This window comes from Brevibacillus nitrificans (assembly GCF_003710965.1).
In the GTDB taxonomy this organism is placed as follows: Bacteria; Bacillota; Bacilli; order Brevibacillales; family Brevibacillaceae; genus Brevibacillus; species Brevibacillus centrosporus.
In genome coordinates, this window is sequence record NZ_RHHU01000003.1 from 909973 (window position 1) to 925243 (window position 15271).

General features: G+C 50.4%; 10 protein-coding genes. 2 read left to right on the plus strand and 8 right to left on the minus strand.

Annotated elements, in window-relative coordinates; genetic code table 11:
• Positions 1-105 precede the first annotated feature (105 nt).
• Positions 106-4719 carry a glutamate synthase large subunit gene (gene gltB, locus EDM59_RS06190; protein ID WP_122922793.1) on the minus strand — a complete coding sequence of 1538 codons (4614 nt, stop codon included), beginning with the start codon at positions 4717-4719 and terminating at the stop codon, positions 106-108.
• A gap of 122 nt (positions 4720-4841) precedes the next feature.
• Between gltB and gltC the strand changes: the two genes are divergently transcribed.
• Positions 4842-5747 carry a glutamate biosynthesis transcriptional regulator GltC gene (gene gltC / locus EDM59_RS06195; protein ID WP_122922794.1) on the plus strand — a complete coding sequence of 302 codons (906 nt, stop codon included), beginning with the start codon at positions 4842-4844 and terminating at the stop codon, positions 5745-5747.
• A gap of 65 nt (positions 5748-5812) precedes the next feature.
• Here the strand turns inward: gltC and EDM59_RS06200 are convergent, their stop codons facing one another.
• The 5 genes from EDM59_RS06200 to EDM59_RS06220 all read right to left on the minus strand — a co-directional run bounded on the left by EDM59_RS06200 (position 5813) and on the right by EDM59_RS06220 (position 11688).
• Positions 5813-7396, minus strand: coding sequence for a long-chain-fatty-acid--CoA ligase (locus EDM59_RS06200; protein ID WP_122922795.1), 1584 nt, complete (start codon positions 7394-7396; stop codon positions 5813-5815).
• 31 nt (positions 7397-7427) lie between these two features.
• Positions 7428-9008 carry a class I adenylate-forming enzyme family protein gene (locus EDM59_RS06205; RefSeq protein WP_183192826.1) on the minus strand — a complete coding sequence of 527 codons (1581 nt, stop codon included), beginning with the start codon at positions 9006-9008 and terminating at the stop codon, positions 7428-7430.
• Between the two features lie 51 nt (positions 9009-9059).
• Positions 9060-9863 (minus strand): SDR family oxidoreductase, encoded by an 804-nt coding sequence (locus EDM59_RS06210; RefSeq protein ID WP_122922797.1) that lies wholly within the window; start codon positions 9861-9863, stop codon positions 9060-9062.
• A 46-nt stretch (positions 9864-9909) separates the two neighbouring features.
• Positions 9910-11055: an acyl-CoA dehydrogenase family protein gene (locus tag EDM59_RS06215; protein ID WP_122922798.1), complete on the minus strand. Its 1146-nt coding sequence runs from the start codon at positions 11053-11055 to the stop codon at positions 9910-9912.
• 354 nt (positions 11056-11409) lie between these two features.
• Positions 11410-11688, minus strand: coding sequence for a hypothetical protein (locus tag EDM59_RS06220; protein ID WP_246010914.1), 279 nt, complete (start codon positions 11686-11688; stop codon positions 11410-11412).
• A gap of 275 nt (positions 11689-11963) precedes the next feature.
• Between EDM59_RS06220 and EDM59_RS06225 the strand changes: the two genes are divergently transcribed.
• Positions 11964-13130 carry an oxalate decarboxylase family bicupin gene (locus EDM59_RS06225; protein ID WP_122922800.1) on the plus strand — a complete coding sequence of 389 codons (1167 nt, stop codon included), beginning with the start codon at positions 11964-11966 and terminating at the stop codon, positions 13128-13130.
• Positions 13131-13185: 55 nt separating this feature from the next.
• On the opposite strand, the gene EDM59_RS06230 is transcribed toward EDM59_RS06225, so the two are convergent.
• Both EDM59_RS06230 and EDM59_RS06235 read right to left on the minus strand, forming a co-directional pair.
• Positions 13186-14379 carry a CaiB/BaiF CoA transferase family protein gene (locus tag EDM59_RS06230; protein WP_183192827.1) on the minus strand — a complete coding sequence of 398 codons (1194 nt, stop codon included), beginning with the start codon at positions 14377-14379 and terminating at the stop codon, positions 13186-13188.
• Positions 14380-14428: 49 nt separating this feature from the next.
• The gene (locus tag EDM59_RS06235) at positions 14429-15244 is read right to left on the minus strand and encodes an enoyl-CoA hydratase/isomerase family protein (protein WP_122922802.1); all 816 of its coding nucleotides are present in this window, start codon (positions 15242-15244) and stop codon (positions 14429-14431) included.
• Positions 15245-15271: the final 27 nt, after the last annotated feature.

Genomic DNA, 15271 nt, shown 5'->3' on the forward strand with positions numbered 1-15271 from the left:
TCGTTCCCCAAGAAAGGAATGCCTAAACTGCCCGGGAAGCAAACAAAGAAAAACCGATCCTCCACCTGACTGCAGTGAAGGATCGGTTTTTGATGCTTCGGAATGCTACTTCCCGACAGTAGCCGCGACTTGTTCTTCCGCTTTACGCTTTGGGGCTTTTTCGGAGTTTTTCTTTTGACTCATCTCAAAGGCTGCCAAAATGGCTTCGCTGCGCTTCATTCCGGACTGAAGCAATTCTTCCAGCGTGAGAATGATTTGCTTGTAGTCTTTTGGAATGACTTTGACGAACTTCGTGACTGTCTGCTCCCATTGGTCGAGCAATTTTTGGGCATGCTTGCTTCCGGTATACGCGACATGCTTTTCCAGAAGCTGTTTTACTTCCTTCCGTTCGCGTTCCTCCTGAAGCTGTTCCAGCAGTACCATTTCCTGATTGCAGGAAGCGGCGAACTCCTCTTTGTTTTCTACCAGAACATATGCCGTACCACCTGACATCCCGGCTGCAAAGTTTTTCCCGACCTGGCCCAGCACGACGACGCGTCCGCCTGTCATGTATTCCAAGCCATGATCGCCGACTCCTTCGACTACAGCTGTCATGCCGCTATTGCGTACGCAGAAGCGCTCTCCTGCCATACCGCCGATATAGGCTTCACCGGATGTCGCACCGTAGAAGGCCACGTTTCCAATGATGATGTTCTTTTCGGGAGCAAAAGTCACTTTTGCAGAAGGGTACACGGCAATTTTCCCGCCGGACAATCCTTTGCCTACATAGTCATTTGCATCGCCTTCGAGCTTCATCGTGATGCCGCGCGGTACAAATGCACCAAAGCTTTGACCAGCAGACCCTTGGAAATTCAGCAGAATGGTATCCTCAGGCAAACCATGCTCGCCATAGCGTCTCGTCACTTCACTGCCCAGAATGGTTCCCACCACACGATTCGTGTTGTTGATCGGCAGCTTGACTTCCACTTGACGCTGCTTGGTCAGGGCAGGTTTGGTCAGATCGAGCAGATGCTTGCGGTCCAGAGTGGCATCCAGCTTGTGATCTTGTGCACGCTGATAGAATCTGCCTGTATCGCCCTGTACCTCTGGCTGGAACAGAAGCAGAGACAAATCGATGTGTTTTGCTTTCCAGTGTTCTTTTGCCTTGTCGTTCATCGTCAAGAGATTGCTGCGGCCAATCATGTCCTCGAAAGAGCGGAAACCCAGCTGAGCCATGATTTCACGTACTTCACGAGCTACAAAGCGCATGAAGTTTACCGCATGCTGGGGATCTCCCTTGAATTTTTTGCGCAGATCCGGATTTTGGGTAGCAACCCCTACCGGACACGTATCCAAATGGCACACCCGCGCCATGACGCAACCGATGGAAACGAGTGGTGCAGTCGCAAACCCAAACTCCTCCGCGCCGAGCAATGCCGCGATGACAACGTCACGACCTGTCATCATTTTGCCATCTGTCTCTACTACGACACGATCACGAAGCTGGTTTAAGAGCAGTGTTTGATGGGTTTCGGCAAGTCCGAGCTCCCACGGCAATCCCGCATGCTTGATGCTGCTTTTCGGCGATGCACCCGTCCCGCCATCGTGTCCGCTGATGACGATCACATCTGCCAGACCTTTGGCAACACCTGCGGCAATCGTTCCTACCCCTGCTTTGGAAACGAGCTTTACGCTGATTCGTGCTTTTGGATTCGCATTTTTCAAGTCGAAAATCAACTGTGCCAAATCTTCAATGGAGTAGATATCGTGATGCGGCGGTGGAGAAATCAGCCCGACGCCCGGTGTAGATTTCCGTACTTCCGCAATCCACGGATAAACCTTGTTCCCTGGGAGCTGGCCGCCTTCACCTGGTTTTGCCCCTTGTGCCATTTTAATTTGAATCTCGCTGGCATTGACCAGATAGTGGCTCGATACGCCGAATCGACCGGAAGCTACCTGTTTGATTGCACTGCGGCGCAGGTCGCCATTTTCGTCCGTAAGATAGCGCTGTGGATCCTCTCCACCTTCCCCACTGTTGCTTTTTGCACCCAGACGGTTCATTGCAATCGCCAGTGACTCATGTGCTTCCTTGCTGAGGGAACCGTAGGACATCGCCCCTGTTTTAAAGCGGTGAACGATGGAATCTACAGACTCTACTTCGTTTAAAAGCACAGGCTTTCTGTCCGATTTAAAATCTAACAAATGGCGCAGGAACGCAAATTGCTGTTCATTTGCCAGTTCTGAATACAGTTTGTATTGCTCATAGCTGCCTTCCCGAACAGCCTTTTGCAGAGCGTGCACGGTCTTTGGATTGAAGAGGTGAAACTCGCCGTCACGACGGAATTGGAAATCGCTTCCTGCCTCCAGCGTGTCCTCAGCATGCTCAGGCAAGAAGGCTTTTGCATGACGGATCAACGCTTCCTTGGCAATAATCTCCAGCGTGATTCCCCCGATTTTGGAGGCTGTACGTGTAAAGTATCGATCGATGACAGTCTGGTCAATACCGACTGCTTCGAAAATTTGTGCGCCACGGTAGCTTTGGACGGTGGAAATCCCCATTTTGGACATGACCTTCACGACGCCCTCGATGGCCGTTTGCAGGTAGATCCCCACCGCTTCTTCCGCGGTAACATCTGGGACCTTTTGCGCTTCAACCAGCTCAACCAAAGAATCAATGGCCACATACGGATTGATCGCATCTACACCATAACCGATCAGCATTGCAAATTGATGGACGTCCCGCGGTTCTCCAGACTCGATGATCAAGCTTACTTGTGTCCGGGTACCTTGACTTACTAAGTGATGATGAAGTCCGCTTCCTGCCAGCAATGCGGGAATGGCTGCTTGCTCTTCGTTCATCCCACGGTCAGACAAAACCAACAAGGTGTTACCCTCTGCCATCGCTTTCGTGGCAGCAGCAAACAACTCATCAAGCGCTTTCTCCAGCTCTTCTGCGCCACCATTGGCCGGGAACAGAATCGGCAATCTCTTCGCTTGAAACTCTGCGTGTGGATTGCTTACCAGCTGTGCCAGCTCTGCGTTCGACAACAGCGGGGAACTGAGGCGAATACGCCGGCTGTTGCTCTCATCTGGTGCCAGCAGATTTCCCTCTGCACCCAGATAGGATAAAGTAGAAGTGACACATGCCTCACGAAGCGCATCGATTGGTGGATTGGTTACCTGTGCAAAAGATTGCTTGAAGTAGTTGTACAGCAGCTGTGGGCGATCAGACAGGACAGCCAGTGGTGTATCGATCCCCATCGAGCCGATCGGATCCTTTTTCTCGGCAACCATCGGCGTCAGAACTTTGGACAGCTCTTCCTGCGTATATCCAAAAGCTTTTTGACGTGCCAGTAATGCCTCTTTCGTCAGCTTGGCTGGGGCAACAGCTTTTGGCAGGTTCGCAAGCGATACCAGATTTTTGCTGACCCATTCTTCATAAGGCTGCTCGCTGGCAATCTGCTGCTTGATCTCTTCATCGGAGACAATTCTACCTTCCTCCAGATCGACGAGAAGCATTTTGCCTGGACTCAGACGTCCTTTTTGCACGATCTTTTCATCTGGAATTTCGAGAACCCCTACCTCCGATGAGAAAATAATAGTATCATCAGAGGTAATATAGTAACGAGCAGGACGCAGACCGTTGCGGTCCAGAATCGCCCCGATTTGTTTTCCATCGGTAAAGGAAATCGCTGTTGGACCGTCCCATGGCTCCATCAAGCAGCTGTGATATTCATAGAACGCTTTTTTCGCAGCGTCGATATTTTTGTCTTGGTCCCATGGCTCAGGGATCAGCATCATGGCCACGTGCGGCAGCGACCGACCGGCCAGGGAGAAGAATTCCACACAGTTATCGAGGATCGCAGAGTCACTGCCTTCCAGATCGATAACAGGCACGACTTTGTTCAGATCTTCTCCAAACGCTTCTGATTGGAACATTTGTTCACGCGCACGCATCCAGTTGATGTTTCCTTGCAGCGTATTGATCTCACCATTGTGGATCAGATAACGATTGGGATGAGCACGCTCCCATGTCGGAAACGTGTTCGTGCTAAAGCGGGAATGCACGACAGAAAATGGGGACGCGTAGCTTTCGTCTTGCAAATCCGTATAAAACTGATCCAGTTGCTCTGGAGTCACTAAGCCTTTATAAACAATGGTTCGGCTGGACATGGAAGCTGCATAGAAGCCTTCTTTCGCGATCCGCTCCATTTGTTTTCTGATCATATACAATTTTCTTTCAAATGCGAGCTGTTCTTTGACCTGCGAGCTCGCGCCGATAAATACTTGGCGGACAAACGGCTGACTCGCCTTCGCTGTTTTGCCGATTTTCGTCGCATCGGTTGGAACCGTTCTCCATCCGAGCAGCTTTTGACCTTCTTTGATAATGATCTCTTCCAATTGTTTTTCGTACGTCTGGCGGAGAGTCTCGTCCATTGGGAGAAACAGCATGCCCACACCGTACTTGCCTTGGGCAGGAAGCTTGAAGCCTAACTCTTCACATGACTTTTTGAAGAAGCTGTGCGGAATGCCTGTCAAAATACCGGCACCGTCGCCTGTTTCCGGATCGCTTCCCTGTCCACCCCGATGCTCCAAGTGACAGAGAATTTCCAATCCTTTTTTCACCATCTCGTGATTCGCCTTGTTTTTCAAGTTGGCGATAAAGCCGATCCCACAAGCGTCATGTTCGTACATCGGGTCATAAAGTCCCTGTCGTTCAGGCATTCCACGCATTGTCATAATCTCCACTCCTTACTCTCTCTGGTAAGACTTATTTTAGATTGAGCAAATTATTTAAACAATATATAATAATTGGTGAATTGATCTCATATTGAGATAAGTCGCGTGTAAGGAGATAAAAAATGGATTTCAGACAGATACAATACTTCATTGAGGTCGCCAAACGGGAGCATTATACGGAGGCAGCCCATTCCCTTCACGTCGCCCAATCCGCACTTAGCAGGCACATGGCCATTCTGGAAAAGGAACTGGGCGTGTCTTTGTTTATCCGAGAAGGACGAAATGTCAAACTGACGAATATCGGCAAGATTTTTCTCCAGCATGCAGAGCTGTCATTGGCTGAGATCGAGAAAGCCAAGAAAAAGATCAAGGAAATCCTCGATCCCGAGCGCGGTTCAATCCGTGTAGGCTTTACCAGCAGTCTCGCAGCCAACCCGCTTCCTGCTGTGATTTCCGCTTTCCGCGCGCGCTATCCGGACATCGGCTTTCAGCTGCGGCAAGGTGCCTATCTTCCCCTGATCGATTCGGTCATCAAAGGGGAGCTTGACATCGCGTTTCTCGGCCCGGTTCCCACTCAGGAAAAAAACGTGCAGAGCCACATCTTTTTTGCCGAAGAGATCGTTGCCCTGCTGCCGGCGAAGCACCCACTGGCGAAAAATCAAACGCTGCGTTTGAGCGAGCTGATGCAGGATACATTTGTTTTGTTCCCACCGGGGTATATTTTGCGCAGCATTGTCGTCAATGCCTGTGCTCAAATGGGGTTCGAGCCCAAAGTCGCATTTGAAGGAGAAGATATCGACGCCATCAAAGGGCTGGTGGCCGCTGGACTTGGAGTGACCCTGCTACCAGAACTGACCTTGGCAGATAATGTCCCGCGTGAGACTGTCAAGCTGCGAATCAATGAACCAATCGTGACGAGAACCGTAGGCATCATCATCCCGAAAAACCGGGAGCTGCCTCCTTCGGAAAAACTGTTTTACAACTTCCTGAAGGAGTTCTTTGACAGATTGGGCCGCTATAGTGGATGAGGAAAGACAAAAACTGACGCCTTTGAGCGTCAGTTTCTTTTTTGTCGGGATATTCTTAGATTCGCTTACGTCAATGAAGTGGCATACAGCTCCGCATACTCTTTCTTTAGCAGATGCTTTTGGATTTTGCCTGTTGTCGTCATGGGAAAGGCTTTGACGGTCACGACTTTTTTCGGTACCTTGAAGCCTCCCAATTGGGTTCTGCACAGCTGGATGATTTCTTCTTCTGGCACTGCCTCATCGTCCTTGGAGATGACAAAAGCCGTCAGCGCCTCCGTCCAATGCACGTGAGGCAAACCGACCACTGCGACATTGAGCACCCGTGGATGCTGGAAGATGACCTTTTCCACCTCGATCGATGCCACGTTTACGCCGCCTGTTTTAATCATGTCTTTCTTTCGGTCTGCGAACCACAGGATGTTATCTTCGTCAAAATATCCCTCGTCCCCGCTATGAAACCACCCGTTAGCAAAAGCCTGTTCCGTGTTCTGTGGATCATTCAAATAGCCTTCCATCGTTTGCGGGCTGCGGTAGACGATTTCACCGACTTGCCCTGTCGGCAATAGATCTCCATATTCATTCATGATCCCAACCTCGACATTCGCAGCCGGTGTTCCCACCGCACCCGATTTGGTCAATTGATGCTCAGGCCGGAATACAGTAGCGACCGGAGCCATTTCTGTCTGACCGAACAACAGGGCAAAATCGCATTGGAAAACATCATGTGCTCGCTGCAAATCTTGATTGGGCATAGGTGCCATCGCATAAATGCACAGCCTGAGCGTAGTCAAATCAAAGCTTTCCCTCTCCGGGTGATCGAGCAAAGCACGGTACATCATGGGGAGGCCGAAGATTTGAGTGACTCCCTCCCGTTCGATGAGCTGCATGACAGCAACGGGGTCGAACTTTTTAACAATCACGGTCGTTCCCCCAGCGATCATGACTGGTGTTGTAACCGCATTCAATTGTGCGGTATGAAACAGTGGCAGCATAGCGATTGAGACATCGTTCTCCGTAAACTTCAAATCAAAGGCGGTGCCCAGCGTATTCAAATAAACCGCGATGTGACTGCTCATGACCCCTTTCGGATGCGAGGTCGTTCCACTGGTGTACAAGCATTGCATGAGGTCGCGATCCTCCACCTGGCATACAACTTCTGTGTCGTTCTGTGCCTGCCATACATGTTCCCACTTGTGGCAGCGGATCGCTCCTAGCTGCTCGGGAACAGACTCAGAGCCAATCAGGATGAGATCTGTGACAGCAAGGCCCTCCCCTACCGCTGGCCATTTATCCAGAAACACCTCTTCCAATACGACTGCTTTTGCGCCAGAGTCCTGTAAAATGTAGGAGACCTCGTGCGGATGCAGCGCCAAATTAATCGGAACAATCGTGATCCCCGCTTTGGCGCAGGCAAAATAAACAAGCACAAATTCGATGGAATTGCTCGCCAAAATCGCCAAGCGGTCGCCATGCCCCAGGCCCAATGCGAGCAAGCCCCTCGCGACTTGATTTACCCACGCATTGCACTCTTTGTAGCTGATCCTGCGATCGCCTTCTATTAGTGCCGTTTTATGAGGAAACCGCGCCGCGCTTCGCTTCAAAATATCCCCCACGTTCACACGGTGAATTAAATTGTACGTAATCGACATGACGATCCCTCCCTCTCTTTATTTTTAAAATTCAGACAATATTTCCGTCAATTGTCTCGTTTGTGCTTTGCTGCATCCGATATTGCTGCTTGAGAATACTTTTATTGATTTTTCCGCTTCCTGTCTTGGGGAGTTCCGAGACGAAGATGACTTTTCGCGGTCGTTTGTATCCGGCGAGTCCGCGATGCTGCATGCAAAACGCTTCGATATCGGCAATAGCGACATTCGCTTCTCGAGGAACGATAATCGCGGTAACCTGCTCCACCCATCTTTCGTGCGGCGTTCCAATGACGGCAACTTCTGCAACGGCAGGATGCTCCGCCAGAATGTTTTCCACTTCCTTCGGGTAAACATTTTCGCCGCCGGTAATAATGAGATCATCGAAGCGGTCGGTATAGTACAGGTACCCGTTTTCATCCCATCGGACGATGTCCCCTGTCTTCAACCACCCGTCCTCAAATCGCTCGCGATTCAACTCGTCCCGCTTCCAGTAGCCCGGAGTCACGACGTCACCTCGCAAGTACATCACCCCTGCCTCCTCGTCCCCAGGTGCAATCATTCTCTCTCCATCAGCAGAGACGATTTTGGTTTCCACGACCTGTGCCATTGGTTTGCCCATCGATCCTGGGATGCGCCTCTCTCCCGCTTGATAGGTTATCATCAAACCGGATAGCTCTGTTTGCCCATAGATCTCCAGTAAATTCACACCAACTACCTCTTCAAAATACTCGCAAATCACTCGGGGTGTGGGAGACCCCCCAAAGAAGCACAATCGGTAATGATCCATCTGACGCTGCTCCTGCGGGTTTGCTTTGAAAAAGTTCACGACATCGATCAGCATGGTTGAAATCAATCCTGACCAAGTAGGCTGAAGCTCGCGGCTTTGGCTGATCCAGTTTTTTGGCGACCAGCGCGATAGCAGAGTGACCGTCCCACCTGTAAAAAGTGTAGGAAGTGTCGTACACTGCAATCCCCCTACATGAAACATCGGAAGGGTAGCCAATATATGATCACGTGAGGTCAGCTTCCATGCATCCACAACCATCTCGATCGATGCGGAATTGGTTCGATGGGTCTGCCTGACTCCTTTTGGCTTGCCAGTCGTCCCGCTCGTGTACATCAGCATCGCGTCTTCTGAATCCCGGCAGGGCAATACCGACACCTTCTGCTCTGCATTTGTTTTATAGATCTCGGATAAGCACGTATGACGATTGCCTTCCTCCAGCTCCCCAGCAAGCAGCAGCCGGATGTGCTCGTGCTCTGTCAAGATGTCTTGTAATTTTTCAAGGTCTTCCCTGGTCAAAGCCAGCCATTTGATCTCTGCGTCCGCGATCACAAACGCAAGCTCATCCTGGCGGAAGCGATAGTTGATGGGGACAGCCACTCCCCCAAGCATCCAGGCGGCATAAAAAAGAATGAGGTAATCAGGGCAATTGGCTAGATAGATACCTACTTTGTCACCTTTGGCAAATCCATTTTGACGAAAATACGCTGCGAGAGCTCTGGCCCTCTGGTCAAACTGTTCATAAGTGATTTCTTGCTCGTCCATTCGAATAGCGACCTGCTGAGGATTCTCCCGAACGGACCTTTCCAGATAGGATGCGAGATTCATTTCGTCCTCCTCACTTTCGGGCAACATTTTCGGACTTTACGTTTCTCGCTCTTAATAAGGGACGAACGTCAGTCCTCTACCAAGCGAGTTGCCGCCGTCTATCACAATAAATTCGCCAGTCATATACTCTGCTGCCGGGCAGGACAAATAGGTCACCAGCCACCCCAGCTCCTGCAGTTTTCCTGTCCGCCCGAGAGGTACGTCCTGGGTGACTTGCTCTATGAAATGGGGGCCCGCCGAGCTTGCCATTTCCTCCTTCATCCCTTCTGTCACAAAGAGACCAGGGCCAATCGAGTTGATACGAATGTTGTATTTCGCCCATTCCAGGGCCAATGTCCGCATCATCCCGTACACCCCATTTCTTGCGGCTACCGAATGCGCAATCCCCGGAGCGCCTCGATGCAGAAAGCTGACCAGGATATTGGTTATTGCCCCTCCCGTCCCTTGCTTGATCATCTGCTTAGCCACTGCCTGGGTGACGTAAAAGGTTCCATTCAAATTGTTGTGTATGACAGCATTCCACCCGTTCGGTGTCAGTTCCTCTGATTTTTTCGGAAATTGCCCGCCCGCATTGTTGACGAGAATATCCACTTTGCCAAAGGACTCTACCGTAAAATCTACCAGCTGCTGGACTTGCTCCGGTACTCTTATGTCTATGGAAAACGCGCGAGTCTCAATCCCCTCCTTTACCAATTCATTCCTGGTTTCTTCCAAAACTTCTTTTCTGCGCCCGGCGATAACGACTTTCGCCCCGCTTTCACCGAGGGTTTTTGCAATCTGCTTCCCGATGCCTGTGCCTCCCCCAGTTACGATGGCTACTTGATTCGCCAAGAGATTCTTCGAAAAGATCTGCATGATCTCTTCCCCTGCCTTCTACCGGATGGACCGGAATTTATTTATCCTAGAACGTCTTTACTCCCAACAGCTCTCTGGCAATGATCAATCTTCTTACTTCCGACGTGCCTGCACCGATCTCATATAGCTTCGAATCACGCAAATACCGATTCACCGGATAATCGAGCATATAGCCGTAGCCCCCGTGAATTTGCACCGCCTCCAGCGCTACCTTTGTCGCTGTCTCCGCTGTAAAAAGAATAGCAGCCGCAGCCTTCAGCGTTATTTTTTGATTCTCGGCTGCCAGTCGCGCAGCATCGTAAGTAAGCAAGCGAGCTGCTTCCAGTGCGGTGTACATATCTGCAATTTTTGCTTGAATGAGTTGGAAATGGGAGATCGGCTTCCCGAACTGGCTGCGCTCCTGGGCGTATTTGACTGCCTCGCGAAACGCTCCTTCTCCAATTCCCAGTGCCAGTGCTGAGACGATCACACGCTCGATATCCAAGCCGGACATCATCACCTTTACGCCCTTGTTCACTTCTCCGAGCACATTTTCGGCTGGAACCTCGCATTCATCGAAGATCAGCTCCCCTGTCTGTGAGCCGCGATTCCCCATTTTTTCCAATCGCTTGGATACCGAAAAGCCTGGAAAGCCCTTTTCTACGAGAAAAGCTGTGATCCCATGCGCTCCTTTCTCTTTGTCTGTCTTCGCGTAGACGATGATAACGTCAGCAACAGGCCCATTCGTGATAAACGTTTTGCTGCCCTGTAAAATGTACCGGTCCCCTACTTTTCGTGCCGTCGTCCTCATCCCGACCGCATCCGATCCCGAGCCTGGTTCAGTCAGACCTAAAGCCCCGATCAGCTTTCCGGTGCATAGGCCAGGCAGGTACTTTTTCCTTTGCTCTTCGTTTGCATTGTGGTACAGATTGTGTGTGCATAAATTCGCGTGTGCCGCGTAGGACACCGCGATCGCTGCACTGTATTTCGCGATTTCCTCCGTCACCATCGCTTGCTCCACTGGTCCCAATCCTGCACCACCGTATTCCTCCGGGACAGTCAGCCCCAGCACGCCAAGCTCTCCCAGCTTGTTCCACATGTCCTTTGGCCACTCATCTTTGCGATCCATTTCTTCGGCGATCGGTTCGATTTCTCTTTTCACAAAGCTGCTTACTGTCTTCCTCAGCAAATCAAATTCCTGGGGAAAATCCATATACGCCACCACCTGTTTGGGTAGACTGCTGTCAGGTTATTCTCACCCGAATTGATTATGCAAGGAGCGTACCAGACTGATAGGCTAGCCTTATCACAGAACGGGCAGCGATTCATTGGTTATCTTTCGTGCATTCGTCCCGTTTCATAGACAGATGTGCATTTTTTAAACAGTTTGTTTGGAACGCCTACGTTTGTTAACATAATAAATATTCCGTAACCTTATTTGCCTAAACAGCTTGTCCTTTCCCGAATCCTCCACTTGGCACATTCTTGAAAACAACAAAAAAGCACATGGTTTGCTGTAAAATCCATGCACTCTTCTCTTCCTTGAACCAAGATATGTCATTCGTAGTTATTCAAAGATCGATACACTTTTGCCCATCGTGTTTACGCCCGTATAGGTGCGCGGATCAAATTCCTCCACGCACATCACCTCAGACACCATGAGTGGCTGCTCCGAAATGAGATCCTTGATCTGCAGATCGCTGTAAAATTCGTACGCATACCGATGGAGAAACCGGATACGCCAGATTTTCTGTCCTTGCAAAGAAGCGAAAAACTGCTGAAGGTGTGTACATAGATCTTTCCGTGACTCAACGATTTGCTGACAGGTCAGACATATATATTCCACGTTCCATTCCTCCAGACTGATGATAGTAAAAACAGAAGCCCCTCTAGAATGTATTCCATGAAGGAAACCGAGGCAAAAACCGAAATAGAATGATTCTTATTTATTTTAATCCTATAATTCATACCGGTCAAGTATGTTTAAAGGGTTCCGCTGCCTTTATTCCCATTTATCCAAGCCCAATTTTGAATAAGAGGCAAGCAGCTGACCATATCCTTGTTTATGAAAGAAGCGAGTAGCTGAGAAACCATACGATCGTGAAAGGAGGCCGCGGAAAAATGGGAAAATCGAAATCAGATCGCCCTGTGCCCGAGCCGATGAGAAGCGATGGGGCTGGCTGGGTCGATCAAGGTCCTCGAAATATTGCACGCGATCTGCAAAACCCGGATATGCTCGTTCCTCCCATTACGGACAACGGCTTGCTCCCCAATTTGAAGTTTTCCTTTTCTGACGCTGTCATGACATTGAATCATGGCGGATGGTCCCGTGAAGTGACCGTTCGAGAGCTCCCCATTGCAACCACGTTGGCTGGTGTCAATATGAGCCTGACCCCAGGAGGAGTCCGTGAGCTTCACTGGCATCAACAGGCAGAATGGTCGTACATGCTATTGGGACGTGCGCGGATAACGTCCGTTGATCAGGATGGGCGCAATTTTATCGCGGACATCGGACCGGGAGATCTGTGGTATTTTCCACCGGGCATCCCCCATTCCATCCAAGGTCTTGAGGAAGGCTGTGAATTTTTACTCGTTTTCGACGACGGAAATTTTTCTGATTTAAATACGTTATCAATCTCGGATTGGTTCGCTCATACCCCTCGCGACGTGCTCTCGGACAATTTCGGTGTACCTGAGAGTGCTTTTGCTCATATCCCGCCCAAGCAGGTGTACATTTTTCAGGGAGAGGTCCCCGGCTCGATCCGAGAAGAGGAAGTGAAATCCCCCTATGGAACCGTTCCTTTGAGCTTTACCCATCGCCTGCTCGCCCAAAAACCAATCGTGACCCCGGGAGGTAGTGTGCGGATTGTTGATTCGCGCAACTTTCCCATCTCCAAGACGATTGCGGCAGCACTGGTCGAAATCAAGCCAGGTGCCATGCGGGAGCTGCATTGGCATCCCAATAATGATGAATGGCAATATTACTTGACTGGGCAAGGACGCATGACGGTATTTACGGGAGAAGGTACAGCCCGTACCTTTGACTACCGTGCAGGCGACGTCGGCTATGTCCCTTTTGCAACGGGTCATTACATACAAAACACGGGGAGTACAACACTCTGGTTTCTGGAGATGTTCAAAAGCGATCGGTTTGTCGACGTCTCGTTGAATCAATGGATGGCACTTACCCCGCATGACCTCGTTCGTGCCAATTTGAATGTCGGCCCTGAATTGATAGATGCTTTGCGAAAGGAAAAATGGCCCGTCGTGAAATACCCTGGCTATTAAATGTTCACAGCTGTCAACAGAAAGAGCACGCCATAAAAGCGCGCTCTTTTTTCGTTTACCCATTTCCCACCACTTTCGTTGCTCTCCATGCTTCAATCTGCTCTGGCAAAAAGCCCATTTCTAGCAATATTTCCTCTGTATGCTCGCCCAACAGCGGTGGATGCCTGTGAACCTGTGCAGGTGTATCGGAAAGCTTCACGGGAAAGCCGGGCATTTTCAAATCTTTTACGATCGGATGCTCGACTTCGAGCACCATCTCGCGTGCCAGCACCTGAGGGTGATTCAAAACTTGATCTACGGTATGAATCGGACCTGCGGGAACACCTGCTTGATCCAGCTTGTGAATGATTTCCTGTCTGTCCATTTCAGCGATGCGTGCAGAAATAATGGCTACCAGCAAGTCACGATGGGCGACTCGGTCGTCATTGGTATGAAACCGTGGATCTTCTCGCAAATCTTCCCACCCCAAAGCACGGCAGGCTCGCTCCCACAGGCTGTTGTTTGCGATCGCGAGGATGATATCCCCATCTCTTGCTTTGAAAGCCTGGTACGGAACGATGGAAGGATGGGCAGAACCTAATCGGCCAGAAGCACGACCTGTGGCGAAGTAGCTCGTCGCTAGGTAATTGAGGAGAACGACCTGACCATCTAAGAGACTGACATCGATGAACTGCCCTTTGCCGGTTCTTTCGCGGGCTATGAGTGCAGATAGAATCCCATAGACGGCAAACATCCCTGCATTCATATCGACAAGAGAGGTCCCTACCTTGACAGGTGCACGGCCTTCCTCTCCAGTTATACTCATCAGACCCCCGTACCCCTGGAGCAGCAAGTCGTAGCCTGCTCGATTTTTCTCGGGGCCAGTACGACCAAATCCAGATACGGAGCAATATATCAGCCTGGGATTGATCTGCCTTATTTGTTCATAACCCAGCCCCATCTGATCCAGCGCACCGGTGCGAAAATTCTCTACCAGTACATCTGCCGTTTTGGCTAGCTCATAGATGATCTCTCTTCCTTCCTCCGCTTTGAGATCCACGGTTATGCTCCTTTTGTTTCGATTGGACGCAAGGTAATAGCTGCTGATGCCATCCCAGGTAGGGGGAGTAAACCGACGCGTCTCATCTCCTACGTCAGGCTGCTCGACTTTGATAATGTCTGCTCCCATGTCACCAAGCAGCATCGTGCAAAACGGTCCCGCCAATGTTCTCGACAAATCTAGTACACGGATATGATCTAACGCCTGCAAAGGGGCCACTCCCTTCAAACATTCGATAGTCGCTGCAGCGCCGTTTTTACTAGCTGAATTTTGGAGGTCGTTTTTCGGCGATCGCTCGGACTCCCTCCTGATAATCCTCAAGCTCGGTTACCAGGCCCATCGCGGATGAGATCATATCTAGCGATGTACGCAGATCCGTCGACATGCCTTGGTAGACGGCTCGCTTCATAAAACGCATTGTTTCTTGTGGACCTCTCGCCAAACGCTGTACATACGCCTCGACGAATCCATCAAGCTCCTCATCCGGTACGACATGCGTGATCAACCCTATCTGCTTTGCTTCCTCCGCCGTATAGGTATCACCGGTCCAAAGAATTTCCAGCGCTCGATCGACTCCCACCAACCGAGGTAAAAAATAGGCGCCTCCATCTCCCGGAACGATACCTGCTTTGATGTAACCCTCTGCTACCCTTACACGCTGTGCAGCGATCCGAATGTCGCACATCAGAGCCATATCCAAGCCGGCTCCCGTGGCGACACCGTTCAATTTGGCGATCACTGGCTTATCAATTTCCTGCAGCAAGAGTGGAATTCGTTGCACACGCTTCCAGAGGCTCTTTTTACGCGCGAGCCCGGTTGAGGACAAATCTTCTGCCTCGGTATTGTTGTGCAAAAATCCATCCCCGCGGACCATGGATTTGATATCTCCTCCACTGCAAAAGGCTCTCCCATTTCCTGTCAGGACAACCACCCTGACAGAATCATCGTCACGAACGGACTCCAGTGCTTTGATCCATAGATCGATCATTTCCGTACTGAATGCATTTAGAGCTTCCGGTCGATTCAGCGTGATGGTAGCAATTCCCTCGTTTACTGTATAGAGCAGATCGGTCATCTTCCCGTCCCCTTCCCCATATGCGGA

Coding starts and splice junctions, on each gene's coding strand:
- EDM59_RS06215 (WP_122922798.1), bottom strand. CDS start 11,055: ATGGATTTTCCCCAGGAATTTGATTTGCTGAGGAAGACAGTAAGCAGC.
- EDM59_RS06210 (WP_122922797.1), bottom strand. CDS start 9,863: ATGCAGATCTTTTCGAAGAATCTCTTGGCGAATCAAGTAGCCATCGTA.
- gltB (WP_122922793.1), bottom strand. CDS start 4,719: ATGACAATGCGTGGAATGCCTGAACGACAGGGACTTTATGACCCGATG.
- EDM59_RS06235 (WP_122922802.1), bottom strand. CDS start 15,244: ATGACCGATCTGCTCTATACAGTAAACGAGGGAATTGCTACCATCACG.
- gltC (WP_122922794.1), top strand. CDS start 4,842: ATGGATTTCAGACAGATACAATACTTCATTGAGGTCGCCAAACGGGAG.
- EDM59_RS06205 (WP_183192826.1), bottom strand. CDS start 9,008: ATGAATCTCGCATCCTATCTGGAAAGGTCCGTTCGGGAGAATCCTCAG.
- EDM59_RS06200 (WP_122922795.1), bottom strand. CDS start 7,396: ATGTCGATTACGTACAATTTAATTCACCGTGTGAACGTGGGGGATATT.
- EDM59_RS06225 (WP_122922800.1), top strand. CDS start 11,964: ATGGGAAAATCGAAATCAGATCGCCCTGTGCCCGAGCCGATGAGAAGC.